We start from the raw sequence: 25,363 nt of genomic DNA, 5'->3' as shown, positions 1-25,363 counted from the left end.
CGACACTCCACGGCGCGGCGGTCACTCTTCCGAGCGGTCTAGAGGGGTCCGCGGCCCGCCCGCAGCACCAGCATCGCGATCTGGACGCCGTCCTCGCCGAGGGCGGCGCGGTACTTCTCCAGGATCGCCCGCTCGCGGTCCAGGACCAGGCGGGTGCCGCCGTTGGCCATGCGGATCTCGCCGATGCGCTTGGAGACGGCCGCGCGGCGCTGCCAGATGCGGATCAGCTCGTCGTCGAGGCCGTTGATCTCGCTGCGCAGGGCGTCGAGCTCGTCGGTGGTCACTTCGGTCTTGGTGGTCATCAGGGTCTCCTTGCGAGCGGTTTCGGTTCCGGTCCGGGCGGTCGGCCGCTCTTGGCGACGCTTGCGAGCCATGGATCTGCCCAGGCGTGAAAAAAGGCCCCGGGCGGTTGTTCCGCCCGGGGCCTGCAGGTCTGTGTTCAGCGCGACGACCTACGGCGCGGACGGGTCCGGCCGTAGAAGTAAAATCGCGCGCTCTGAGTCACGCCGCAAGTATGCCACACGCCCGCCGGTGGAACCAGCGGGCGTGTGGCCGTCGTCGCACGCTCGGCGACGCTTGCGAGCCGAGAATCAGCGGGGCTCGCCTGGTGTCTAGGCGTCCGAGCCCCAGTCGGCGCGGGCGGCGCGGCGGCGCATGAGCACCATCGCGACGACGCCGGCGACCAGGACCGCGCCGCCGATGGAGGCGACGTAGGTCAGGCTGGAGCCGGTGACGGGCAGCTGCGGCTTGGGCGACTCCGAGGGGACCTCTTCGACGACGATCTCGAACTCGAGCTCGGCGGCGTAGTCGGAGGTGTGCTCCTCGGCGAGGATGAGGCGCTGGCCCTCGACGTCGGCGCCCTCGGCGTCGACCGGCACGAAGGTGCGGCCGGCCGGGGTGGTCCAGGTGATCGTGTCGGTCACGAGCTTCACGCTGCCGGTGGCCGCCTCGTCGAACTCGACGTAGAAGGTCTGGCCGTCGGTGAAGGAGTCGACCGCGTCGCCGTTCTCGTCGACGACGGTGGCGCCTTCGGGCTGGGCGAAGGTGAGCGAGTCGAAGTTCGTGGCGACGGTGAACGGGCCGACCTTGGCGCCGTCGGTGACCGCGTCGGCGTCGTCGACCTCGAAGTAGGGCTCGAAGTCGGGCTCCTCGACCGGCTCGGAGTTGGCGATCAGGTAGTCGTGGACCGCGAGGACCGCGGTGTCGACGCCGTCTTCGCCTTCGGTCGGGTCGCTCTGGGTGATGGCCCAGCCGTCGGTGAGCTCCCAGATGGCGGCCTGGGTGCCGGCGTAGGCGACCTGCTCGGCGGTGAACGGGTCGATCGTCTCGCCCCCGACGCCCGCGGCGTCGAGGAGCTCGGCGGCGTTGGTGCCGTTGTAGCCGTTCAGGAGGACGCCGAGCACGAGCGGGAGGTCCTCGACCGGGATGTCCTCCCAGGGGCGCTCCTCGTGGATCAGGCTCTCTTCGAGGCCGACCGTGATCTGGATGCAGTAGACCGTGCGGGTCTCGCCGTCACCGAGGTCGAGGCCGAGCATGACGGCCGTCGGGTCCTGGGTGTCGCCGTTGAGGCGGATGCCCGGCTCCTGCACGACGGTCCCGGAGGCACCCGACGGGGTGGGTTCCTCGTCCTGCGCTTGGGCCGCGGCGACGCCGCTGAGTCCGAGCATGACGCCCGCCGCAGCGGCGACCGTCCCTTTCAGGGCTTTGCTCATCATTCGTTGAAGTCCCTTTGCTTTTCCGAGGGATTGACGCGTTGAATCTTCCTCCGACACGTTAGCGGCCGCCCGCAGGTTGCACGAGGCGGCTCCGCATCCGTGAACTGGGGACCGGTTGCGGGGCAACGAAAGCGGCGCGACCTGCGAGAGGCGCGCCACTATAACGATTCGGTATCGACTCGTACGGTGCGATGGAGGCGGTGACAGGGCGGCACTGGAGTGACGCGAGTGGCCGGAACCGGGGCGGATCGCTTGCCCCGGTTCCGGCCGCACCATGCGCCGGGCCGAGAGTAGAGCCGCGGAGCGCGCCCGGGCCCGGACCGGTGGAATCGGTCCGGAACGCTCCTGCGGCAGCGGGCGGGCCGCAGCCCGCCCGCATCCGTGCGGTCTAGTGCGTCGTGCTGCGGCGCTTGGCGAACACCGCGGCCGTGAGGCCGCCGATGAGCAGCGCCAGGCCGGCCGCGAACGCGACGGTGAGGCTGGTGCCGGTCTTCGGGAGCTGCGGCGCGGGGCCGGACTCCGAGGGCCGGTCGGTGGGGGCGTCGAGGGCGAACCGCCACTCGGCGGGGACCTCGCCCTCGCGCGGCTCGGCGAGGATGAGCTTCTGGGACTCGCCCGAGACCACCCGGTTGGCCGCGTCGCCGGACAGGGACGCCTCGGTGGTGGCCAGGAAGACCCGCCCGACCGGGAGGTCGTACGCGGCCGTGCCGGTCACCGTGATCTCGCTGCTCGCCTCCTCCAGGACGATCCAGAACTCCTCGCCGTCCTCAAGGGACTCCACGGCGTCGCCGTTCGCCTTCTCCAGGCGCCCGCCCTCGGCTTCGAGGGTCACGGGCCCGGCGTTGGAGCGGACCGTGTACGGGCCGAACCGGCCGTCCTCGTACCCCGCGTCCTCCTCGCCTTCGAGGTCCACGATGTACTCCGACGGGTCCGGGACGCGCCCGGTGTCCTCGGTCAGGTGCTCGTAGACGGCCAGGACCGCCTCGTCCTCGCCGTCGTTGCCGCCCTTGACCGGGTTGTCGGCCAACAGCTCCCAGTCGTCGGTGAAGTGCCAGACCGCGGCCTGCGTGCCCGCGTAGGCGACCTCGGCGAGCTCGTCGTCGCTCCAGTCCGGGTTCACCTCGCCGCCCGACGCCTCGATCAGGTCCTCGGCGCCGACGTTCGGGAAGCCGTTGAACAGCACCCAGCGCACCGACTCGAGGTTCGCGACCCCCGACTCCTCCCAGTCGCCCTCGGCGTAGGGGCTCTCGGTGTCGAGCGGGGTCCTGATGTCGATGCAGTAGACCGTGTACGTCTCCTCGGAGCCGTGCGGCGTGAGCCCGAGGAGGTTGGCCCACACGTCGAACCGCTCCCCGTCGAGGCGGCCGCGCAGCTCCAGGCCCGGCTCGGCGGTGGGGTCGCCGGTGATCGGCTCGGCCTCCTCCTGCGCGAGCGCGGGACCTCCTGTGAGGACGGCGGCGAGCACCGCCGATGCGGCGAGCGGAGTGCGGAACGTCTTGAGACTCATCGTGATTCGGTCCTCCTGGGAGTGGACGTGAGGTGAAAGGCCGCGGGAGGCTTCCTGACACGAGGAGAAACGAGGGCCCCCCGCACCGGGGCTCGGGCTCTCCCCCGAACGATGTGGAGAATCCTCCGAAAGTACGAGCCCAAACCGGGGCACGGGCCGCTCACGGCACTCGCGCAACACGCGAGCGCGGGCAGGGGCACCACGCGGCGCGCTCTATAGTCGGAGTCATGCCGATCTCGAAAGCCGCCGCTCGCGGCATCACCGACGAATTCGCCCGGCGGAGGGGCCCCAAGACCGGGCTGGTCGTGGGCGCGTCCTGGGGGAACCCGGTGCTGACGGCCGCCCTCGAAGCGCTCATGCCCGCCGACCGGCTCACCGTCGTCGCCGACTCGCACTCCATCGAGGACCTTCGCGCGTCCCTCGCCGCCGAGGGCTCCTGGACGGCCGGCATCGTCACCGCCGTCGCCACCCTCGCCGAGGCCGCCCCCGCCGAGGAGGTCATGCTCGCGGGCCCCGTCACCGTCGAGGCCGAGGCGTTCATCGACGACATCGCGCTCCTGCGCGAGAAGGTCGAACCCGGCGGGGTCCTCTCCTTCGCCGCCACCCTCACCGCGCCCGCGCGCGAGGAGATCGCCGAACTGGTCGCCGACTACGGCATCGGCACCGACCTGATCGTGCGCTCGCTCCCGCCCGTGCGCATCCACAAGCTCCGCATCGGCTCCGCCTCCAAGCACGAGGGCGAGCCCCGCGCGATCGCCCCCGCCGAGGACCTCGCCCCCGCCTGGCGCGCCTCCTCCGTGGCCCTCACCCCGAACCTCCACCTCGACTCCAACGGCGTCATCGCCGCCGGACTCCTCCTCGGGACCGCCTGGGCCGCCAAGAAGATCCGGCCCTCCTCCAAGGCGTGGGTCCTGCCCGCGCTCGCCGCCGCCCCCGTGGCCGCGTTCTTCCGCGACCCGCAGCGCGAGGCCGACCTGCGCGGCGAGGACGACGAGCCCGAGGCCGTCACCGCCGCCTCCGACGGGCGCATCATGGCCGTCGAGACCGTCGTCGACGAGCGCTTCGGCGCCGCCACCGGTGCGGCCGGCGCCGAATGGCTCCGCATCGCCGCGTACCTGTCCCTCACCGACGTGCACATCAACCGCTCCCCCGTCGCGGGCGAAGTGGTCGACGTGTTCACCGAGAAGGGCGGCTACTCCAAGGTCGGCACGGCCGACGCCGAGCACAACGCCGCCTGCTACACCGTGCTCGCGACCCCGCGCGGTCGCATCGTGGTCGCCCAGCGCACCGGCGCGGTCCTGCGCCGCATCGTCAACCGCACCAAGCCCGGCGCGTCACTCGCCAAGGGCGAGCGCTACGGCCTCATCCGCTTCGGCTCCCGCACCGACGTGTACCTCCCCGCGGGCGCCGCCGAAGCCGCGGTCGTCCCCGGCGAGGCCGTCCGCGCGGGCGAGACGGTGATCGCGCGCTGGCGCTAAGCCTGCGCGGCGAGGTTCTTCAGGTCCACGACCTGGAGGGCGTCCTCGACGGCCGCCGAGAGCGGCAGGTCGTCGAGCGCGTCGGCGTCCCACCAGCGCGACTCGCTGGTGGAGCCCCCCGCGGCCTCCACGACCTGGGCCGCCGACGGGTCCGGCACCGTGGCCGAGTAGATCGCGCGCACCCCGTGCCAGTCGAGCGGGTACCCCTCGGGGCCGATGGCGCGGCGGTGGCGGAACGACGTGACGTTGAGCAGCGACCCGACCAGGGCCTCCTGGCCCGTCTCCTCGTAGATCTCGCGCGCGACCGCGGCCTCGGGGGACTCCCCGAAGTCCACGCCGCCGCCCGGCAGGTGCCAGGTGCCGCCGCCGGGGTAGCCCTCGGCGATGCGGGCGAGCAGGATGCGGCCCTCGACGTCGGCGACCACCCCGTACGCGCCGAAGCGCTGCCCGCGGCGGCGCCGGCCCTTCTTGGCCTTGGCGGGCGGGACGGGACGGGTCTCCTGCGGGGCCTTGTCGACGCGCCCCGCGAGCCGGTCGTCGGCGAGCCCGAGGGCGGCCGACACGAACGGCGAATGCGGCTCGGCCGCGGCCCGGGCCGGGTCGACCCACTCCGCGGCGTCGCCCGAGGCGTCGCCGGCGGGCGCGCCGGACACCTCGGCCGCGTAGACGATCGCGTTCGTGTGGACGCCGCGGCGGGCGACCGCCACGGCCGCCAGAGGTAGCCCGACGGCCACCTCGTAGCCGGTGTGCTCCCCCACGAGCCGCCCGGCGGCCCGCTTCGGGGGCTCGCCGTGGTCGATGACCCCGCCGGGCAGGTGCCAGGGCCCCGCCTCTCTGCCCGCGCGCTTCCGGCGCGTCAGCAGGACCCGGCCGTTCTCGTCACGTACCTCCCCGTACGCAGCTATCCGGAATTGCATCCCTCAACTGTACGGCGTGTTCATGGGACGACTACTCCCATTCGATCGTGCCCGGCGGCTTCGAGGTGACATCGAGCACGACCCGGTTGATGTCGGCGACCTCGTTGGTGATCCGCGTGGAGATCCGCGCCAGCAGCTCGTAGGGCAGGCGCGACCAGTCCGCGGTCATGGCGTCCTCGGACGAGACCGGGCGCAGCACGACCGGGTGCCCGTAGGTGCGGCCGTCGCCCTGCACGCCCACCGAGCGCACGTCGGCCAGGAGGACCACCGGGAACTGCCACACCGACCGGTCGAGGCCGGCGGCGGTCAGTTCGGCGCGGGCGATCGCGTCGGCGGCCTTGAGGAGGTCCAGGCGCTCCTTCGTCACCTCGCCCACGATGCGGATGCCCAGGCCGGGGCCGGGGAACGGGTGGCGCCACACCATGGCCTCGGGCAGGCCCAGCTCCAGGCCGATCGCCCGGACCTCGTCCTTGAACAGGGTCCGCAGCGGCTCCACCAGCGCGAACTGGAGGTCGTCGGGGAGGCCGCCCACGTTGTGGTGGCTCTTGATGTTCGCGGTGCCGGTGCCGCCGCCGGACTCGACCACGTCCGGGTACAGCGTGCCCTGGACGAGGAAGTCGATGCCCTGCTCCTCGGCGATGCCGCGCGCGGCCGCCTCGAAGGTGCGGATGAACTCGCGCCCGATGATCTTGCGCTTCTCCTCGGGGTCCGTCACGCCCTTCAGGGCCGTGATGAACTGCTCCGCGACGTCCACGGTGCGCACGTCGATGCCCGTGAGCTGCGCGTAGTCCTTCTCGACCTGCTCGGCCTCGCCGGCGCGCAGCAGCCCGTGGTCGACGAACACGCACGTGAGCTGGTCGCCCACGGCCCGGTGCACGAGCGCGGCCGCCACCGAGGAGTCCACGCCGCCCGAGAGCGCGCACAGGACCCGCCTGTCGCCGACCTGCTCGCGGATCGCCGCGACCTGCTCGTCGATGATCGCCGAGTTCGTCCAGTTCGGCTTGATCCCGGCGATGTCGTGCAGGAAGTGCCGGATGACCGCCTGGCCGTGCGGGGTGTGCGCGACCTCCGGGTGGTACTGGACGCCCGCCAGGCGGGACTGGAGGTTCTCGAACGCCGCCACGGGCGCGCCCGAGGTCGTCGCGACCACGTCGAAGCCCGCGGGGGCCTCGGTGACGGAGTCGCCGTGGCTCATCCACACCGACTGGTGCTCGGGGAGGCCGTCGAGGAGCTTCGAGGGGCACAGCACGTCGAGCTCGGTGCCGCCGTACTCCGACAGGCCCGTCTTGGCGACCGTGCCGCCCAGGGCCTTCGCCATCGCCTGGAACCCGTAGCAGATCCCCAGCACCGGCACGCCGGCCTTGAACAGCTCCGGGTCCACCTGCGGGGCGCCCTCGGCGTACACGCTCGAAGGGCCGCCGGACAGGATGATCGCGGCCGGCTCCTTCGCGAGCATCTCCGCCGCGGGCATGGAGGAGGGCACGATCTCCGAGTAGACGTGGGCCTCCCGGACGCGGCGCGCGATGAGCTGCGCGTATTGGGCCCCGAAGTCGACCACCAGCACCGTTTGTCGCATGCCACCAGGGTAACCGGTAAGGGTGCTCACAGCCGTAGGCGCGGCTACCCTTTGGGCGTGCGCAACAACCCGGGTGTCGACGAGTCGGTCCGCCGGGTCGGCGACGACCTCAGGTCGTGGACCCCCGGCGAGGCCGCGCCCGTGCTCGCGGTGCGCGCGGCCTGCGGCATCGCCGTGGTCATGGCCGCCGTCGCGCTCCTGGGCCACCCGGGCTGGGGCCAGGCCGCGTCCATGGGCGCCTGGCTGGGCGGGGTCGCCCTCCTGACCCCCGGCACCCGCACCGGGCCCTCGCTGCCGCTCCTGGTCGGCCTCGCCGGGGCCCTCGGGGTCGTCCTCGGCGCCGTCGAGCAGCCGGTCGTACTGGTCGCCGCCGCCGCGGCCTATGCGTTCACGCTCACGTTCATCGGCTCGGTGACGCACGTCGCGGGCGTGACGTTCACGGTCTCGGGCATCATGTTCTTCCTCGCCGAGCACATCACCACCGGCACCACCGTGGCGCTCGCCGCCGCCGCGGTCCTCGCCGGCGGCGTCCTCCAGGCCCTCATGGCGCTCCTGCCCCCGTACTTCCGGTGGGCCGAGGACCGCCGCACCCTCGCCGAGGCGTGGCTCGCGCTCGCCGCCGAGGCCGACACCCTCGCCGCGGACCCGAACGCGCCCTTCGACACCGAGGCGCTGCACGAGGCCGCCCGCGAACTCGACCGGCGCCGGGTCCTGCCCGCCGCGATCCTGGAGGCCCGCCGCCAGATCTACGCGGTCTCGACCGCGATCGGGCGCACCGCCTCCGCGCGGGCCCGCGCCGACGCCCAGGACCGCGACACCGTCGCGTTCTACTCCGAGGCCCTGGAGATGGCCGCGCGCCTGCTCACCCACTTCGCCGGGCGCATCACCGCCCGCCGCCCCGCCGAGCTCGACTGGGACGACCTCCTCGCGGGCCTCTCCCAGAACCCCATGGCCACCGCCACCGGCACCATGCCCACCGAGATCGGCGGGCTCCTGCGCACCCTCCACGACACCGGCGGCTTCGCCGAGCGGATCACCGCCGGGGGCGACGCGGTCGTGGCCGACCCCGCGCTTGCGCACGTCACCTCCACCGCCCGCCAGGCCGCCGGGCAGCTCCGCTCCCGCCTGCACCGGCGCGACCCGGTCGTCCAGCACGCGCTGCGGCGCGCCGGCGTCATCGCCCTCGCCATGGGCATCGGGCTGCTGTGGCCCACCGGCCACGGCTACTGGATCCCGCTGACGGCGTGGCTGGTCCTCCAGGCGGACTTCTCCGGGACGCTCACCCGCGGCACCACGCGCGCGGTCGGCACCATCGGCGGCGTCCTCCTCGCCTCGCTGCTGGGGCTCGTGATCCCCGCGGACCAGGTGTGGATCAGCCTCACGATCCTCGCGTTCGCGCTCGTCGCGTACCTGCTGCGGCCGGTGTCGATGCTCGTGTTCGCGGCGGCCGTCTCGGGCTTCACCGTGTTCCAGATCGACCTCACCGGCGAGAACCCGCTCCTGGGCGCCCTCGACCGGGGCCTGTGCACCGTCGCGGGCGCGGCCCTGGCCATCGGCTTCTACGTGCTCGTCCCGACCTGGCAGACCCGCCGCCTCGGGGACCTCCTCGGCGACCTCGTGGACGCCTACCGCGACTACGCGCGGCTCGTCCTCGACCGGCAGGCGCACCCCGCCGACTACGACCGCAGGACCATGCACGCCGCCATCGACCAGGTGCGGGCCCGCCGGGCGGCCCTGACGCAGGCGGCCGACCAGGCGAAGGCCGAGCCGATCGGGGGCCCCGGGCCGCTCTCGGCCGACGTCGTCGGCGCCGAGGCGGCCCTGTCGCGGGCGGCGCGGGCGCTGGTGGCGGTGAACGCGACCCTCGGCCGCGAGGAGGACGCCCCGGGACTGGCGGGCGTCGACGACTTCGCGGACGCCCTCGACGCGGCCTACATGCGGCTGGCGGCCCTCGCCCGGAGCGCGGCGCCGCCGCGCGGGGTGGACCTGAGCGACGCGACCCAGCGCCTCGACCGGCGCCTGGGCGCGATCGAGGACCGCGAGACCCGGACGCGCCGGAACGTGCTCCGCTGGGAGTCCGACAACGTGGTGGACGCGCTCGACGACGCGGCGCTGGTGATGTCCGGCTGGATCGACTTAGAAGAGCGAGGCGCGGGCGCTCGCGAGCGCCGCCTCGGCCTCGCGCTGCCGCTCGGGGGCGAGGGGTTCGAGCTCGATGAGGTCGAGGCCGACGACCTGGAGCTGGTCGGGCAGGCTCATGTCGCTGGGCAGGCGCGGGACGGGGCGCCGGTCGCGCCCCTCGGTGTCGGCGGCGAGGTCGGCGAGGGCCTGGACGAGGCCGTGCATCGCCCCGGCCCGGGGAAGCCAGCGAGCGGACGACCAGTGGCGCGTGCCTTCGACGACGCGCCCGATCGCCCGCTCGAGTTCGGAGCTCAAGCCCGCTACTCGCCCTGGAAGTAGGACAGGAGGCGGAGCAGGTTCCAGTACAGGAAGATGAGGCCCGCGGTGAGGCCGAAGGCGCCGGCCCACGCGTACTTCTTCGGGGCGCCGTTCTGGGCGGACCACTCGATCATGTCGAAGTCGAGGATGAAGGAGAACGCGGCCCAGAGGGTGAGGGCGATCGCGATGATCCACTGGAGCGTCGTCGGGTCGCCGCCGGGGGCGGCGAACAGGCCGAGGTTGACGCCGAACAGGCTCGCGACGACGTTCACCAGGAGCAGGCCGGCGATGCCGAAGCCGGCGCCGACGATGACCTTGGTGAAGACCGGGGAGTTCTTGAGGATGCGGAACTTGTAGAGCGCCAGCATGCCGAAGAACACGAGGATGGTCGCGACGAGGGCGTTGACGACGATGCCCGGGAACTGGGCCTCCATGACCGCGCTGAACCCGCCGAGGACGAGGCCCTGCCCGATGCCGTACGCGAAGGCCACGAACGGGTTCGTGACCGGCTTGAAGATGGAGAAGATGATGACGACGATGCTGACGAGGCCGCCGAGGGCCATGAGCATGCCGGCGGTGCCCGCGGAGGAGGCGTCGCCGCTGCCGACCATCCCGTAGGTCAGGAGCGCGGCCACGAACGTCGCGCCGACGAGGGCGACGGTGCGGACGATGACGTCGTCGATGGTCATCGCCTGGGCCTGGGGGGCCTGGGTCATCTGCCCGTAGGGACCGTAGGCGGCGCCCATGTGCTGCTGCTCGTTGTATTGGGCCTTCGCCATGCTGCGAAGGGATGAGTTCCTGCTCTGCATTGCCATGACCTGAGGTCCTCCGTGAATGTTCAGGGTGGTACCAGACTATCCGGTCACCGCCGCGATTACGAGAAGCGGCGGGGGCGCATGCGCCCCCGCCACCTGTGAATCCGTTCAGGAACTACGAGACGATCGTGATCCGGCCGAGCTCGGGGGCCTCCAGCGGCGCGGCGCTGGTGCCGAACTCGGCGATGTAGTCCTCGAAGGCGTCGACGTCGAGTTCGCCGAAGAGGCGGTTCTCCCCTGCGGCGAACGCGGCGAAGGAGTCGCCGCCGTCGGCCAGGAACGAGTTCACCGTGACCCGGTAGACCTGGTCGGCGACGATCGGCTCGCCGTTGAGCGCGAGCGAGTCGGCGACGATCTGGTCGGTCCCGGTCCTCGTCTTGTCCCATGTGTACGTGAAGCCCTCGGAGACCTGGAGGACCAGCGTGGTCGAGCGGCCCGCGCTCGGCAGCTGCTGCCGCAGCGCCTCCAGGATCTGCGCGCCGGTCAGGTCGAGGGTGACGACGTAGTTCGCGAAGGGCTGCACGGTGAACACCTCGCCGTACGTGGCCTCGCCCGGCGTGCCCTGCGCGTACAGCAGGTCGGCTCTGACGCCGCCGGGGTTCATGAACGCGATCTCGGCGCCCCCGGTGTCGGCGGCGGCGGTGTTCCACAGCTGCGCGTCGGCGATGAGGCTCCCGAGCGGGAACTCCTCGGCCCTGGTGGCGCCGCGCTTGATGTCCTCGGCGATGTAGCCGACGACGCGGTTCCCGGCCTCGGCCGCGAGCGGGCCGTACTCCTCCAGGATCGCGGTCTGGTCCCCGTCGGCCGCGACGTCGCGGGTGACGACGGTGTTGGAGCCGACCACGGTCGAGCGCACGATGTCCTTGGTGCGCTTGTCGTAGGTCGCGTCGATCTCGGTGAACACGCGGCCGTAGTTCGACGCGGAGGTCACCAGGCGCGGGTTGCCGTTCGGGTCCTCCACGGAGCACACGTACTCCTGGTGGGTGTGGCCGGAGACGATGACGTCGACGAGCGGGGTCATGGTCTCGGCGATGTCGACGATCGGGCCGGACATGCCGGTCGCGGTGCCGTCGGCGGACTCGCAGTCGTGGCCGGTGTCCTCGGCGACGGGCACGCCGCCCTCGTGGAGGAGCACGACGATCGCGTTGACGCCCTTGCGCTTGAGTTCACGGGCGTACTTGTTCGCGGTGTCGACCTCGTCCTTGAAGACCAGGCCCTCGATGCCGGACTTGGAGACGATGTCGCCGGTGCCCTCCAGGGTCATGCCGATGAAGCCGACCTTGACGCCGCCGCCGAAGTTCTTGACCCAGTACGGGTCGAGGACCGGCCTGCCGGTCTCCTCGTCGACGACGTTCGCGCCGAGGTACGGGAAGTCGGCGCCCTCGAAGTCGGCGTCGCCCTCCATGATCCGGTTGAGCTCCTCGAACCCGGCGTCGAACTCGTGGTTGCCGACCGAGGAGACCTCGACGCCCATGGCGTTGAGCGACTCGATGGTCGGCTCGTCGTCGAAGACCGCGGACATGAACGGGCTGGCGCCGATGAGGTCGCCGGCGGCCACGGTCGTGGAGTAGCGCTCGCCATCGCGGGCCTGTTCGAGGTGCGTCGCGAGGTACTCGGCGCCGCCGACCGGTTCGGTGTGCCCGGGCCAGGTGAGGCTGGAGGCGGCCTCGATGTTGCCGTGGAAGTCGTTGAGCGCCAGGAGCTGCAGGTCCACCTGGCGGCCGTGGCCGTGTCCGTTGCCGGGTCCGGGGCCGAACGACCAGGCGCCGACCGCGAGCGTGGTCGCCGCGAGGGCGAGCGCCCCCGCTGCCGCGACCGCGCGGCGTTTGAAGTTGAGCATGGTTCTCCGTACGGGGTGGGGTCGATGGGCGGAGCGTCGCCCCAGATCCAATCATGGGACGATTGCGCGCGAATCAACGCAGCATAACGCCTGGGGGAAGACCGGGCAACGGTCGCGGCCGTAGCACGCGGTGACTGTTCGCGCACCCGTCACTCCCGGTATTCGGGAATAAACGGTTTCGTTGGGCCCCAACGGTTCGTTACCGGCACGTAACCGTCTTACGTCCACTTTGCTGACCCTTGCCCCATGCGATAACGGTTGCTACAGTCACTGCGAGAACATTTCGCATATACAGCTTGTCACTTGGTGGGGACCACCGCACCATGTGCGGACATCGACGAGCGCACGCCCACAGGGGGGTTACCCGTTGACGACCGGCTACTTCACGACCGAACAGCATGACACCCTCAGAGCCCAGGTGCGGGCCTTCGCCGAACGCGAAGTGCGCCCGCTCATCCCCGAAATGGAATCGCGCAAGACCGTCCACCACGAGCTGTCCCGGCTCATAGCCGCGCAGGGCTGGCTCGGCGTCACCATACCCGCCGAGTACGGCGGCATGGGCATGGGCCACCTGGCCAAGACCATCATCATCGAGGAGCTCGCCCGGGTCTCCGGCGCGATGGGCGCGATGGTCCAGGCCTCCCAGCTCGGCGTCGCCAAGATCCTCCACTTCGGCTCCGACGAGCAGAAGAAGACCTGGCTCCCCAAGGTCGCCGCCGGGACCTGCCTCCCCACCATCGCCGTCACCGAGACCGCCTCCGGCGGCCACGTCCTCGGCATGCGCGCCAAGGCCGTCCGCGACGGCGACGACTACATCCTCAACGGCCACAAGGTGTTCGTCGGCAACAGCCATGTCGGCGACCTCCACGGCGTGGTCGTGCGCACCGGCCTGGGCCCCAAGGGGCTCACGGCCTTCCTCGTCGAACCGGACCGGCCCGGGTTCGCGCTGGCGCCGCAGCAGTCCACGATGGGCCTGCACGGCTTCAGCTTCGGCGAGCTGCTGTTCGAGAACTGCCGGGTGCCCGCCTCGAACCGCCTGGGCGACGAGGGGGACGGCCTCGCGGTCGCCTACTCGTCGTCGATCCTCTACGGAAGGGCCAACCTCACCGCCGTGTCGCTCGGCATCCACCAGGCGATCCTCGACGCCACCGTCGAGTACGCCACGGAGCGCGAGCTGTACGGCAAGCCCATCGCCGAACTCGACAACGTCAAGCAGAAGATCGGGCAGATCACCTCGCGGCTCATGACCGCCCGCATCACCGCCTACCACGCCGCGGACCTGCTCGACCAGGGCCTGCCCTGCGACATCGAGCTGATGAACGCCAAGCTCGTCAACGTCGAGTCCGCACTCGACTCGGCGCGCGAGGCCATGGAGATCCACGCGGCCATCGGACTCACCACCGAGCGGCCGGTCGAGCGGTTCCTCCGGGACGCGTACCACATCTTCGCGCCCGCAGGGACCTCCGACGTGCAGCGCCTGCGCCTCGCCGAGGCCACGATGGGTCGGACCAGGGGCCAGTGGTCCGAACGCATCGCGGCCGCCGGCGGCGCCGTAGCAGTGCACTAGAGCGCACCATCCGGAGGGATCGGCCGGAGCGGGACGCGGAAGAGGAGGCGGAGACCGCCTCCTCTCTTTTTGTGCCCGCTTGAGCCGCTAGCCCTGGAGCGGGTGCTCGCCCCCGTACGGGTCCCGCGGCTCGTTGCGCTCGCGGATGCGGTCCATCACCTTGGCCGCCATGCCCTTGATGATGTCCAGACCGGGCCGGCCCCAGTCGTGCGTCTCGGTGTCGACCACGCACACGGTGCCGAGGGTGTTCCCCTCGTCGTCGATGAGCGGCGCCCCCAGGTACGAGCGGATGCCGATCTTGTCGACCACCGGGTTCCCCGCGAAGCGCGGGTAGTCGCACACGTCGCCGAGCACCAGCGCCTTGCCGCGGACCACGACGTGCGGGCAGTACCCGTGGTCGCGGTCCATCTCGCGCCCCACCTCGACCGCCTCGCCCGCCCCCGCGATGGCCTGGTTCGCGTCGTCGGCGTCCGGCGCCGCGAGGCCGGCGAAGTACTGCCGGTCCTCGTCGATGAAGTTCACCATCGCGTAAGGCGCGCCGGTGAGCTCGGTGAGCTCCTTGGCGAGCTGGTCGAACTCGGGGTCGGGCAGGTCCCCGATCCCCAGCTGCCGCAGGCGTTTGACCCGTTCGGGTGCGCCCGGGTCGTCGGGCGTGATCGTGAGACGGAACTCGTTATCGGGCATGGACATTGCTGGCTCCTTTACCGGACGCTGGTAGCAGCGGCCGACATCAGGTGCTTGGTCAAGGTGACCAGCACCAAGGTCGCGGAACGAGGATCGCGTGCGTCGCAGCAGACGATCGGGATATTCGGTTTGAGGTCCAGAGCGGCCCTGACCTCCTCCGGCTCGTAGTGGAAGCCCGACTCGAACTCGTTGACCGCCACGATGAAGGAGGTGCCCCGCCGCTCGAAGAAGTCGAGCGCCGGGAAGCAGTCCTCCAGCCGCCGCGTGTCCGCGAGCACGACCGCGCCGAAGGCCCCGTCCGACAGCTCGTTCCACATGAACCAGAACCGGTCCTGCCCGGGGGTGCCGAACAGGTACAGGATGTGGTCCGGGTCGAGCGTGATGCGGCCGAAGTCCAGGGCGACCGTCGTGGTCGTCTTGTCCCCCACGCCGGTGAGGTCGTCGGTGCCGATCGAGGCGGTGGTGATCGTCTCCTCGGTGCTCAGCGGCTCGATCTCGGAGACCGCTCCGACGAAGGTGGTCTTGCCGACCCCGAAGCCCCCGGCGACCAGGAGCTTGATGGCGGTGGGCAGGACTTGCTGCTGTGCGGGCGCTCGGTCAGAGTCGCCGTTGTAGGCCATTGAGGAGTGCCTCCAATACGGTTCTGTCGGTGGGATCGACGGCGGGATCGGGTGAGTGGGCGGTGACGGCCCCGCAGTCCACGAGATCGGACAGCAGGACCTTGATGACCATGGCGGGGAGCCGCAGGTGGGCGGAGACCTCCGCGACCGAGATGGGCTCCCGGCACAGGATCAGCGCCTCGGCGTGCTCGGCCTCCAGCTGCGAGGGACGCAGCTGCCCGGTGGAGCGGACCAGCGAGAGGAGGTCCAGCTTCGCCGTGGGGGCGGTGCGCCCGTTGCTGACGGTGTACGGCCGGACCAGCGGCCCCGCGTCCTCGTCGAGCAGTGGCCGGTGCTCGGATTCGGCCATCAGCCCACCATTTCGCCGCTCGGTCTCCGCACCGGTGTCTCGAGGTACGGCCGCACGCTCTTGACCAGGATGGACATCTCGTAGCCGAGCACCCCCGCGTCCGCCTCCCGCCCGGCCGTCACGGCCAGGACCGCGCCCTGCCCGGCGGTCGAGACGAACAGCAGCGTGTCCTCCAGCTCCGCCACCACCTGGCGGACCCCGCCGGCCGAGCCGAACTGGGCCCCCGCGCTGCGCGCCAGCGAAAACATCCCCGACGCGATCGCCGAGAGCTGGTCGGCCTGGTCGGTGCCCATCCCGTGGTACGCCTTCTTGATGCCGTCCGAGGACAGCAGGAGTGCGCTGCGGGTGTGCGGGACCTTCCTGATGAGGCCCGCCAGCAGCCAGCTGAGATCCGTGTGGGCGCCTGCCTCGTCGCCTGCCATTAGAACTCCTCATTCCTGTACGGAGAAACGGAATCGTTGGGGATCTGCGGACCGGCGTCCGCGCGCTGCTGGCCCTGCTGGAACGCCGCCATGAGGCCGGGGTCGTGGCCCAGTTCCACGCTGCGCGAGGGGACCGGCTGGTCCCGCAGCTGCGGTGCGAGGTGCGTCTGCTTGCTGCGCTTGGGCAGGGCGGGGCGCCCGTCGGCGTCCAGGCCCGCGTGGGCGCCGTAGCCGCTCGGGCGGGGCGACTCGACCGCCTGCATCTCCGCGGTCACCGGCAGGGCGCCGGTGTTCACCGAGACGGGCGTGTAGGCCGGGGCAGGGACGTCGCGCCGCGGCATCTGCTGCGGCGCACCGCCCGCCGACGGCAGGGGGCGCAGCTGCACCGAAGGCAGCTGCGGGGGCGTCTGGGTGCCCGGCTGGCGGACCGGCATGGTCGCAGGCACGGTCGACTGCGGGGCCGCCGGGAGCTCCCGGGTCGGCTCCTTCGGCGGCGGGGTGTCGTCGCCGAGCAGCTCCTCCGGGACCACCAGGATGGCCTGGGTGCCGCCGAAGATGTTCGACTGGAGCTGGACCGTGAGCGTGTGGCGCCGCGCCAGCGACGACACGACGTACAGGCCGATGCGGCCGTCCGCGAGCAGCTCGTCCAGGTTCACCTTGTCCGGTGTGGCGAGCATGGTGTTGTAGCGGTTGCGCTCGTGGTTCTCCATGCCCAGGCCGCGGTCCTCCACCTCGACCGCGAGGCCGGTGCGCACGCGCTGGACCCGGATGAGCACCTGGGTGCCCGGGGCCGAGAACGTCGTCGCGTTCTCGACGAGCTCGGCGACCAGGTGGATGATGTCGGCGACCGCGTGGCCCTTGAGCGTCCCCTCGATGGGGCGCACCAGCTTGACGCGGGCGTACTGCTCCACCTCGGCGACCGCGGAGCGCAGCGCCTCGTAGACGTTGACCGGGCGCGACCACTGGCGGTGCGAGGTCGCCCCGCCGAGGACCGCGAGGTTCTCGGCGTGGCGGCGGATGCGGGTCGCCAGGTGGTCGACCGAGAACAGGCCCTTGAGCAGGTCCGGGTCCTCGACCTGGTTCTCCAGTTCGTCCAGCTGCTCGATCTCGCGGTGCACCAGCGACTGCAGGCGGCGGGCGAGGTTCACGAAGATGCCGACGCGCGAGTGCACGTCGACCGCGTCGATGGGACCGGAGGTGACCATCTGCTGCGGCACGTGGACCGGGGCCTGCGGGTGGTGCTGGGGCGCCTGCGGCGCGACGGGCCGGACGCCGCGGGCCGCGACGGCTTCGGCCGCGGCGCGCAGGTGGCGGGCCTCGGAGGCGAGGAGGCGCAGGGCCTCGTCGGTCGAGGCCGCGCCGGAGCCGGGGTTGGGCAGGGGGACGGACCAGCGCTGCTCCTGGGGGAGCTCGCGCTGGAGGTCGTCCAGGATCTGCCAGACCTTGTAGTGGGTCTCCACCGTCGAGCGGCGGACGGTCTGGATCTGGCGGCTGAGGTCGGCCTCCGCCTTGGAGGCCGCGCCGGCCGCGAAGTACGCGATCACCGCCGCGAGCACCAGGGCCGAGCCGAGGACCGCCGGGACCATCCATCCTGGACGGTCCGCGCCGGTCGCGGCGAACATCGCCGCGACGCCCGCGCCGAGCACCGCGACCGCAGCGAGCGGCAGCAGTGCGATACGCGTCAAACGGGGCTTGAGTTCCACCGGGGCGCCGGCGTCTTCGCCGGAGAAGCCTTGGGGCGCTGGCCCGGAGGGTTGAAAGGTATGAGTTGTGGACCGAGGTGTTTCGGGCATCGCCATCCTCACGACACTGGCCTATCGGCTTCCGCGATACCGGGAAGTGACAAAGTCGTTGCAGCAGAAGAGAAGGCATCGCCCCCACCGGCTGACTCGACAGAATGGTATCAGCGCTCAGTTCATTGGATAGCACGGCGGCCCTGCGCCGTCAACCTGCGGATGCATTCTGGCGCAAGGGGGAAATGGTCCGTTCACAGTCGTGACATGGCAGCTCAGCGGCCTTGCGGTCACGAAGGGTGAGGACCTCCGTAGAAGGCGGGAACGATCACCCGTTCGAGAGTTTCGAAGAATTTCGGTGCACTTGCTCGGGAATGCGAGGAAAGACACGCCGGGACCGGACGGCCCCACGCCGTCCGGTCCCGTTGCCTCCCAGGGGTCTGTCGCTCCGGCTCGTGCCCGAGACGGGACTTGAACCCGCAAGTCTCCCGACGGCCGGTTTTAAGCCGACTGTGTCTACCAGATTCCACCACTCGGGCCCGTATGCTGCCACGCTATCGGCTCCGGGGCGTTCATGTATTCCACAGGTTTAGGGGTATACCTCCTCTACCTGGGAAGACGGCGAAGTGTCAGCATCCCGACACAAGGCAGGTTTTCCCAGTTGGCAGGACCGCGGGAGTCGGGTTGAGTGTCCACAAGGTTCAAGCGGCGGCGACAAAGGGGTGAGCGATTGTCGATGTCCCACTTGGGCTTTCGGGCGGCGGGGATTGAGGTTGGGGCACCTCTATTAAGTCTCTTTAGGACTCTATTTCACCCTTTAGAGTGATGACACCCGGCTCATTAGCCGTCACAATTGAACTACCGCAACAGAAGTCACAAGAGGATACGCACAGAGGGGGTGCGCCGCACATGATCTCCACCGTTCTCGACCGAGACCAGCAAGCCGCACTCCAGCGTTCCCGTCTTGAAGCCCTTGCGGCCCAGGCACGCTCTCTTGAAGCGGCCACACTCGGTGAAGTCATCGCCTACACCTCCGCCGGTCTGCACAAGACCTGCGACGGCTTCTCCGGGATCCGCGACTGGATCATGGAGTCCTTCGCCTTCAATGCTTCCAGCGCTGGTCAGATGGCCTCCATCGCCAGGCTGGCCCCCAAGTACAAGCATCTGGCCGAGGCGGCGCTCTCCGGGAGTGCGAGCCTCGATGCGATCGCCTATACGATGCGGCGTCTCGAGAGGGAGGGCCTGGCGGTCTACTCCCGGGTCCCCTATCCCTCTCCTGTCGAGTCCCCCTATGACGGTTCGACCTCGTGCCGCACTCCCGAGGAGCTGATCCGGGAGTACTGCGTCCACGCCGCGCGGTCGGAGCTGGCGGAGCTCTTCGACAAGGTGTGCGCCGAGCTGTTCGACCAGCAGTCGCTCCTCGACGAGTTGAGCCAGCAGACCCTCGCCTGGATGGAGGTGAGCGAGCGGGCCGACGGCATGTGGGACCTGGACGGGCGGCTGACCGGGGACACCGGCCGGCTGCTCAGCAACGCCCTGAGGACCGCCGTTCCCCCGCCCCGCCAGGACGAGGCCGATGAGGTCGGCGTGCTCCCCTCCGCCTCCCGCCGGAACGCCGAGGCCCTGCACCAGATGGTGGCGGCCTACGGTGCCGACCCCGGGGCCCCGAAGCGCCACGGCCACACGGCGACCCTCAACCTGCTCTGCGACATCGAGACCCTGCGCGAGGAGAAGACGGGGCGGCTCCCGGTCCTCGACGGCAAGCCCGTGTCGGTCGCCAAGGCCCGCCTCCTCGCCTGCGAAGCCGGGATCATCCCCTCGGTCTTCGACTACGAGACCGGTGAAGCCCTCGAACTCGGCAGGGAGAAGCGCCTCCCCAACACGGCCCTCCGCCACAAGCTGGAGCTCGAGCAGCAGGGCGGGTGCGCCTGGTCCGGTTGCCGGGCCCCGATCAGCTGGACCGAAGCCCATCACGTCGTGCATTGGGCGGAGGGCGGAGCGACCAGCGCCGACAACATGATCCTGCTCTGCCGGTTCCATCACGGCAGGATTCACACGGACAAATGGGAAATAGCGAAGATCGGACCCGGCAAGGCGAGCATCACCCATGTCAATGGGACCACCGATGAGGACTGGGAAGCGAGCCCGCTCAAAGACCTGCCGAATGGTCATGATTCGTCCGAATGGTCGCCAATGCATCGACGCGAACTGACCGATCATGCCAACTGGTACGCGCAGAGCAACATGCGCGACGCCATCGCGAAGGCAAGAGAGCGGTTCAAGCAGTCCCCTGAGGATCCGGGTGATGCACCGCCCTTCTGACCCCCGGCCCCGGTCGGGACTTCGGCGTGCCCGGGGTTCGATCAGGCGACTGCGGTGGAGCGGCCGAGTAGCGGGCCCGCGTTGCCGCCGCACATAGGCCCGGCCGAGCCTCCCCGCTCCTCGGCCCGCCGCCATCCGAGCCGACGGCCCGGACCGAGACGGATATCGATGACCTCGCCCGGTCCCCGATCCGACCCCATGGCCCAGGTCGGACCTCAGCCCCGCTCCCGCCTCTTTGTCGCCGCCAAGAGACCGGCACCGGACGAGGGCGGAGACCCGGCGAACCTCCAGAGTCGACCGGAGCCCCCTCGCCGAATCGCCACGTACAAGTCAACCCCAAATATCCCCGACTATCAGATACCAGACATTGCAAACCCAAATCGACTCAGGTCTACTTCGGACCCAGAAAACCTGGCACGATGAAGCCGCCTCTTCGGCAACACGCAAATCCTTCTCGACACAACAAAGGTGGACAAATGCGAAGAGTTCTTGCGGCTTCGGCCATGGCCCTGCTGATCGGTGCAGGGTGGGCCGCCCCCGCGATGGCCGGGCAGAGCGGCGCCTCCGGCGCGGCCGAGACCGACCGGGTCGTCCCGGCCGACGCGACCGAGAGCGTCGTGTGCCAGGTGGCCTTCAGCCAGAAGACCAAGGTCCGGGAGATCCCCTACGCGAACTCGACCGTCCTCGGCGAGATCCCGGCCGGGGAGTGGACCGACGGGACCTGGTGCGTCCCCTTCACCACGGGCGGGAACCACAAGACCTGCGGCACCTACTCCGACATCTGGGTGGCCGTCGACGTGAACGACACCTGGGGCTTCGCCCACGTCGGCTGCGTCAGCGACTACTGGAGCCACTAGCGAGAAGGCCCTGGTAAGAAGGCCCAGGTGAGACGAGAGAGGCCGCCTCGCGCGATGCGAGGCGGCCTCTCCGTGTGTCCTACGTCGGACCGGCTCGGCCGGTCAGACGAGCTGCTTCTTCTTGGCGAAGTGGCAGGCCGCCCGGGTCAGGCCGTCGTGGTCGGTCCGCAGCAGCGGCTCGATGTCGATGCACTTGCGCTGGTCGCTCTCAGGGAGCTCCTTGAACAGCGGGCAGCGCGTGCGGAACCGGCAGCCCGAGGGCGGGTTCGACGGGCTCGGGACGTCGCCCTGGAGGACGATCCGCTCGCGGGTCCGCTCCTTGCGCGGGTCCGGGAGCGGGATCGCGGACATGAGGGCCTGCGTGTACGGGTGGGCCGGACCGGCGAAGAGCTGGTCGGTGGTCCCCTCCTCCACGATCTTGCCCAGGTACATGACCGCGACCTTGTCCGCGATGTGCCGCACCACCGAGAGGTCGTGCGACACGAACAGGTAGGACAGGCCCAGCTCGTCCTGGAGGTCCTCCAGCAGGTTGATGACCCCGGCCTGGATCGACACGTCCAGGGCCGACACCGGCTCGTCCAGCATGAGCACGCGCGGCTGGAGCGCGAGCGCGCGGGCGATGCCGATGCGCTGGCGCTGCCCGCCGGAGAACTCGTGGGGGAAGCGGTTGCGGTGCTCGGGGTTCAGGCCGACGATCTCGATCAGGCTGTTGACCCGGTCGCGGCCGCCGTTCTTGAACAGGCCGTGCACGCGCAGCGGCTCGGCGATGATCTCGAACACGGTCATGCGCGGGTCGAGCGACGCCATCGGGTCCTGGAAGACCAGCTGGATGTCGCGCCGGATCGGGCGCATCTGGTTGCGCGAGAGCTTCGTCAGGTCCCGGCCCTCGTAGAGGATCTCACCGGACGTCGGCTGGATGAGGTTCATCATCAGCCGCGCCGTGGTGGACTTGCCGCAACCGGACTCGCCGACGAGCGCGAGCGTCTCGTTCGCGCCGATCTCCAGCGACACGCCCGAGACGGCGTGGACCGCCCCGACCTTGCGCCGCAGGATCCCCTTGGAGCGGACGGGGAACTCCTTGACCAGGTTGTTCCCGGCGATGACCGGGTTCGCCGCGGTCTGCGGAGTGTCGAGCATGGCGTTCACTTGTCCTCCTCCTCTGCGATCGCAGCGGCTTCGGCTTCGACGGCTTCCACTTCGGCCTCGACCGAGAGGTCGGTGGCCACGGGCGCGAAGACGTCGTCGGGGGCCTTGCCCTCCAGCTGGTCCGAGAAGTGGCACGCGGCCACGTGGCCGGAGCCGTTGATGGGCAGCAGGTCGGGCTCGACCTCGGCGCAGATGTCCTGGTGCATGGGGCACCGCGGGCGGAACGGGCAGCCGGGCGCCAGGTTGAGCATCGACGGCGGCGTCCCGTGGATGGGGGTGAGCCGCTGGTCGCGGCTCTCGTCCATGCGCGGGAGCGAGCCGATGAGGCCCAGCGTGTAGGGCATGCGCGGCTGGTAGAAGATCTCGTCGACCGAGCCGTGCTCGACGGGGCGGCCGGCGTACATGACCAGCACCTCGTCGGTGTGCCCGGCGATGACGCCGAGGTCGTGCGTGATGAGGATCAGCGCGGCGTTGACCTCTTCGCGGGCCTTCTCCAGGGCCTCCAGGACCTGCGCCTGGACGGTCACGTCGAGGGCCGTGGTGGGCTCGTCGGCGATGATGACGTCCGGGTTGTTGGCCATGGCGATGGCGATGACGACGCGCTGGCGCATACCGCCGGACAGCTCGTGCGGGTAGGCGTCGACCCGCTGCTGCGGGTTCGGGATGCCGACCGAGTCGAGCAGGTCGATGCAGCGGGTGCGCGCCTCGGCCTTGGAGATGTTCCCGTAGTGGGTGCGGATCGCCTCGGCGAGCTGGAACCCGACGGTGTAGACCGGGTTGAGGCTCGTCAGCGGGTCCTGGAAGATCATCGAGATCTTCTTGCCGCGGATGCGGGACAGTTCGGCGTCGCCGAGGCCGAGGAGCTCGTCCCCTTCGAGCTTGGCGGAGCCGGTGATCTGGGCGGTCTTGGGCAGCAGGCCCATGATCGCCATCGAGGTGACCGACTTGCCCGAGCCCGACTCGCCCACGATGCCGAGGCTCTGGCCGCGGCGGAGCTCGTAGGAGACGCCGCGGACGGCGTGGACGAGCCCGTCGTCGGTGGGGAAGGAGACGGCCAGGTCCTTGACGGACAGGACCGTGTCGCCCTTCGCGCCGACCGATCGGGACTTGTCACTGGTGGTGACCGAGATGTTGGACATTCCTTATCGCCTCACCATCGTCTGCCGCGGGTCCATCGCGTCGCGCATGCCGTCGCCGATGAAGTTGATCGTCAGCGCGATGAGGATGATCATGACACCCGGGATGTAGAACAGGTACCAGTGCTCGTTGAACGCCGACGCTCCGGCGGCCTCGATGAGGAGGCCGAGCGAGGTGTCGGGGCTCTGGATGCCCAGGCCGAGGAACGACAGGGTCGTCTCGGAGAGGATGGCGAAGGCGATCTGGAGGGTCGCGGACACGATGATGACGCTCATCGTGTTCGGGATCAGGTGCTTGGTGATGATGTGCCAGTCGGAGCCGCCCGCGCTGCGGGCCGCTTCGATGAACTCCTTCTCCCGGAGCGACAGCACCTCGGCGCGCACGGCGCGCGCGATCGAGGTCCAGCCGAACACGGCGAGGATGATGGCCATGTGGTACCAGCGCACCGAGGTGTCGATGGCGCCGGCGAGCGCACCGGTGATCACCAGGAACGGGATCACGAACATGATGTCGAGGAAGCGCATGAGCACCGAGTCGACCCAGCCGCGGTAGAAGCCGGCGACGGCGCCGTAGAGCGCGCCGATGACCGTGGACCCGACGGCGACGACGAGGGCGACGTTCAGGGACTGCTTGGTCGCCTGCATCATCGCGCCGAGCATGTCGCGCCCGGCCTTGTCGGTGCCGAACGGGTGCTCCATGCTCGGGGCCGCCCACGAGGGGATCTCCGAGTGGATCTTGTAGTCCCACTTCCACAGGAACGGGCCGACGTACGCGAACAGCACGACGAGCACGAAGATCACGAGGCTGACGACGGCCGCGCGGTGGCGGAAGAAGCGGCGTCCGACCAGTTCCCACTGGCCGCGCTCCTTGGTGCTGATGGCCTCGGCGTCGAGGCGCGGGGAAGCGGTGTTACTCATAGCGGATCCTCGGGTCGAGCACGCCGTACAGGATGTCGGAGATCAGGACGCCGATCAGGACGACGACGCCGGAGATGAGCACGTAGGCCATGACGGCGAAGGTGTCGCCGGCGTTGATGGCGTCGAGCGAGTACACGCCCAGGCCCCTCCAGCCGAAGATGCTCTCGGTGACCATCGCGCCGCCCATGGCCCCGGAGAGGGCGAGGGGCGCGAAGGTCGCGACGGGGATGAGGGCGGTCCGCAGGGCGTGGCGCCGCATGACGGTGCCGTTGCGGACGCCCTTGGCCCGGGCGAGGCGCACGTAGTCGGAGTTCATGACCTCGAGCATGCTGGCGCGCTGGTACCGGGAGATCGCGGCGTAGCCGCCGAGCATGAGCACCAGGGTGGGCACGATCAGGTAGGGCAGGGAGTCGACGAAGACCTCCCAGCCGTTGCCCTGGAACCCGGTCGTCCCCGACCCGTAGGTCTGGAAGATCGTGGACCCCAGGATCTTGTTCAGCTGGACGGCGCCCTCCTTGAAGAGGGAGCCGAGCCAGAAGATCGGCATGGCCAGGAACAGGAAGCCGAGGAACGTCAGGATGTAGTCGGTCTTCGAATACTGTTTGACCGCGCTGACGACACCGGCGAGAATGGCGATGGCGATCGATGCGATGGTGGCGAACAGGACCAGCCGGAGCGTGATCCAGAACCTGGAGGAGATCTCGTTGCCGATGTCCATGGCGGAGCCCTCGATGGAGGGGCCCCACTTGCCCTGGAGGAGGCCGATGTCGTCGTTGGTGTCACCGACGCCGGTGAGCCAGATCCAGTAGCGCTCGGGGACGGATCGGTCGTAGTACCAGGACGCCTCGAGGGCGTCGATGGTGGTCTGGGGGACCGGCTCGCCGGTCGACTGCTCGATCTCGAAGACCCTGTCCTGTACCGGGTCGTTCGACAAGTCGACCAGGGCAAAGCACAGGATAGTGGCCCCCAGCAGCACCGGGATCATCATCAGGGTGCGCCGGATTATGAATACAACCATAATGCCTCGTTAACGGTTTCTCTGCTGTGGACCGGTCCGCCTGCCGACCGGCCCCGCCGCGCTCGCGCGCGGCTCCTCATTGGGCTCACTGACTCCCCATTCTGCGGCCTCGGCGCCGCCGCCGTGGCGGCGTTGCCGAGCCCCTGCCCGTGAGCTACTGGCACTTCTCTAGATCACTGCTTCCCGATGCCGCGGGCCGGACACTGCGCCCGGGTGGGCGCCGCCTGCGTTGAGCCGGCCGTGCACGCGTCGGAGATGGGCAGATTGAACAGCTTGGACTACTCGACCAACTTGACCGTAAAAC

At 70.2% G+C, this 25,363-nt stretch carries 21 protein-coding genes and 1 tRNA gene; 5 read left to right on the top strand and 17 right to left on the bottom strand.

Features of this window, described 5'->3' with window-relative positions:
• Positions 1–38 precede the first annotated feature (38 nt).
• The 3 genes from BLS99_RS17210 to BLS99_RS17200 all read right to left on the bottom strand — a co-directional run bounded on the left by BLS99_RS17210 (position 39) and on the right by BLS99_RS17200 (position 3,222).
• Positions 39–374: a chorismate mutase gene (locus BLS99_RS17210; RefSeq protein ID WP_091052430.1), complete on the bottom strand. Its 336-nt coding sequence runs from the start codon at positions 372–374 to the stop codon at positions 39–41.
• A gap of 237 nt (positions 375–611) precedes the next feature.
• Positions 612–1,715, bottom strand: a complete 1,104-nt coding sequence (locus tag BLS99_RS17205; RefSeq protein ID WP_091052428.1) for a Cys-Gln thioester bond-forming surface protein — start codon at positions 1,713–1,715, stop codon at positions 612–614.
• Between the two features lie 388 nt (positions 1,716–2,103).
• The gene (locus BLS99_RS17200) at positions 2,104–3,222 is read right to left on the bottom strand and encodes a Cys-Gln thioester bond-forming surface protein (RefSeq protein WP_091052425.1); all 1,119 of its coding nucleotides are present in this window, start codon (positions 3,220–3,222) and stop codon (positions 2,104–2,106) included.
• A 227-nt stretch (positions 3,223–3,449) separates the two neighbouring features.
• Here BLS99_RS17200 and BLS99_RS17195 point away from each other — a divergent pair, with 227 nt between their 5' ends.
• Positions 3,450–4,700, top strand: coding sequence for a phosphatidylserine decarboxylase (locus BLS99_RS17195; RefSeq protein WP_091052422.1), 1,251 nt, complete (start codon positions 3,450–3,452; stop codon positions 4,698–4,700).
• Here the strand turns inward: BLS99_RS17195 and BLS99_RS17190 are convergent.
• Positions 4,697–5,617 (bottom strand): NUDIX hydrolase, encoded by a 921-nt coding sequence (locus BLS99_RS17190; RefSeq protein ID WP_091052419.1) that lies wholly within the window; start codon positions 5,615–5,617, stop codon positions 4,697–4,699. The genes BLS99_RS17195 and BLS99_RS17190 overlap by 4 nt on opposite strands.
• Before the next feature lie 31 nt (positions 5,618–5,648).
• On the bottom strand, positions 5,649–7,193 hold the full coding sequence (gene guaA / locus BLS99_RS17185; RefSeq protein ID WP_091052416.1) for a glutamine-hydrolyzing GMP synthase: 1,545 nt from the start codon (positions 7,191–7,193) through the stop codon (positions 5,649–5,651).
• Between the two features lie 57 nt (positions 7,194–7,250).
• Here guaA and BLS99_RS17180 point away from each other — a divergent pair, with 57 nt between their 5' ends.
• Positions 7,251–9,653 (top strand): FUSC family protein, encoded by a 2,403-nt coding sequence (locus BLS99_RS17180; protein ID WP_143034846.1) that lies wholly within the window; start codon positions 7,251–7,253, stop codon positions 9,651–9,653.
• On the opposite strand, the gene BLS99_RS17175 is transcribed toward BLS99_RS17180, so the two are convergent.
• Together BLS99_RS17175 and BLS99_RS17170 are read right to left on the bottom strand one after the other, a co-directional pair.
• Positions 9,635–10,411: a Bax inhibitor-1/YccA family protein gene (locus BLS99_RS17175; RefSeq protein WP_176953402.1), complete on the bottom strand. Its 777-nt coding sequence runs from the start codon at positions 10,409–10,411 to the stop codon at positions 9,635–9,637. The genes BLS99_RS17180 and BLS99_RS17175 overlap by 19 nt on opposite strands.
• A 151-nt stretch (positions 10,412–10,562) precedes the next feature.
• Positions 10,563–12,287, bottom strand: a complete 1,725-nt coding sequence (locus BLS99_RS17170) for a bifunctional metallophosphatase/5'-nucleotidase (protein WP_091052409.1) — start codon at positions 12,285–12,287, stop codon at positions 10,563–10,565.
• 367 nt (positions 12,288–12,654) lie between these two features.
• Between BLS99_RS17170 and BLS99_RS17165 the strand changes: the two genes are divergently transcribed.
• The gene (locus BLS99_RS17165) at positions 12,655–13,854 is read left to right on the top strand and encodes an acyl-CoA dehydrogenase family protein (RefSeq protein ID WP_218126554.1); all 1,200 of its coding nucleotides are present in this window, start codon (positions 12,655–12,657) and stop codon (positions 13,852–13,854) included.
• Positions 13,855–13,941: 87 nt separating this feature from the next.
• On the opposite strand, the gene BLS99_RS17160 is transcribed toward BLS99_RS17165, so the two are convergent.
• The 6 genes from BLS99_RS17160 to BLS99_RS17135 all read right to left on the bottom strand — a co-directional run bounded on the left by BLS99_RS17160 (position 13,942) and on the right by BLS99_RS17135 (position 18,201).
• The gene (locus BLS99_RS17160) at positions 13,942–14,544 is read right to left on the bottom strand and encodes a GAF domain-containing protein (RefSeq protein WP_218126553.1); all 603 of its coding nucleotides are present in this window, start codon (positions 14,542–14,544) and stop codon (positions 13,942–13,944) included.
• An 11-nt stretch (positions 14,545–14,555) separates the two neighbouring features.
• Positions 14,556–15,158 (bottom strand): GTP-binding protein, encoded by a 603-nt coding sequence (locus BLS99_RS17155; protein WP_091052406.1) that lies wholly within the window; start codon positions 15,156–15,158, stop codon positions 14,556–14,558.
• A complete protein-coding gene (locus tag BLS99_RS17150) occupies positions 15,136–15,507 on the bottom strand; it encodes a DUF742 domain-containing protein (RefSeq protein WP_091052403.1) in 372 nt (123 codons plus the stop codon). The genes BLS99_RS17155 and BLS99_RS17150 overlap by 23 nt, the downstream gene beginning before the upstream one ends.
• Entirely contained in the window at positions 15,507–15,929 is a 423-nt protein-coding gene (locus BLS99_RS17145) for a roadblock/LC7 domain-containing protein (RefSeq protein WP_091052401.1), read from the bottom strand. The genes BLS99_RS17150 and BLS99_RS17145 overlap by 1 nt, the downstream gene beginning before the upstream one ends.
• Positions 15,929–17,614 carry a sensor histidine kinase gene (locus tag BLS99_RS17140; protein ID WP_218126552.1) on the bottom strand — a complete coding sequence of 562 codons (1,686 nt, stop codon included), beginning with the start codon at positions 17,612–17,614 and terminating at the stop codon, positions 15,929–15,931. The genes BLS99_RS17145 and BLS99_RS17140 overlap by 1 nt, the downstream gene beginning before the upstream one ends.
• Positions 17,615–18,118: 504 nt before the next feature.
• A tRNA-Leu gene (locus tag BLS99_RS17135) sits at positions 18,119–18,201 on the bottom strand.
• Positions 18,202–18,571: 370 nt separating this feature from the next.
• Here BLS99_RS17135 and BLS99_RS17130 point away from each other — a divergent pair.
• Positions 18,572–19,984, top strand: coding sequence for an HNH endonuclease signature motif containing protein (locus tag BLS99_RS17130; protein WP_176953401.1), 1,413 nt, complete (start codon positions 18,572–18,574; stop codon positions 19,982–19,984).
• A gap of 476 nt (positions 19,985–20,460) precedes the next feature.
• Positions 20,461–20,841 (top strand): hypothetical protein, encoded by a 381-nt coding sequence (locus tag BLS99_RS17125; protein WP_143034845.1) that lies wholly within the window; start codon positions 20,461–20,463, stop codon positions 20,839–20,841.
• 102 nt (positions 20,842–20,943) lie between these two features.
• Here BLS99_RS17125 and BLS99_RS17120 read toward each other — a convergent pair whose 3' ends face one another.
• From BLS99_RS17120 to BLS99_RS17105, 4 genes are read right to left on the bottom strand one after another with little or no spacing between them, the layout of a single operon-like run.
• Positions 20,944–21,978 (bottom strand): ABC transporter ATP-binding protein, encoded by a 1,035-nt coding sequence (locus tag BLS99_RS17120; protein WP_091052745.1) that lies wholly within the window; start codon positions 21,976–21,978, stop codon positions 20,944–20,946.
• A gap of 5 nt (positions 21,979–21,983) precedes the next feature.
• Complete coding sequence (locus tag BLS99_RS17115) at positions 21,984–23,126, bottom strand: ABC transporter ATP-binding protein (RefSeq protein WP_091052394.1); 1,143 nt, start codon at positions 23,124–23,126, stop codon at positions 21,984–21,986.
• A gap of 3 nt (positions 23,127–23,129) precedes the next feature.
• The gene (locus BLS99_RS17110; RefSeq protein WP_091052392.1) at positions 23,130–24,041 is read right to left on the bottom strand and encodes an ABC transporter permease; all 912 of its coding nucleotides are present in this window, start codon (positions 24,039–24,041) and stop codon (positions 23,130–23,132) included.
• Complete coding sequence (locus BLS99_RS17105) at positions 24,034–25,059, bottom strand: ABC transporter permease (protein WP_091052389.1); 1,026 nt, start codon at positions 25,057–25,059, stop codon at positions 24,034–24,036. Before BLS99_RS17105 ends, BLS99_RS17110 begins: the two co-directional genes overlap by 8 nt.
• Between the last annotated feature and the right edge of the window lie 304 nt (positions 25,060–25,363).

It is taken from the genome of Glycomyces sambucus, from assembly GCF_900102815.1.
GTDB classification, from domain to species: Bacteria; Actinomycetota; Actinomycetes; order Mycobacteriales; family Micromonosporaceae; genus Glycomyces; species Glycomyces sambucus.
Note: the sequence above shows the minus strand (reverse complement) of the source record. Positions and strands in the feature narration are given on the sequence as shown.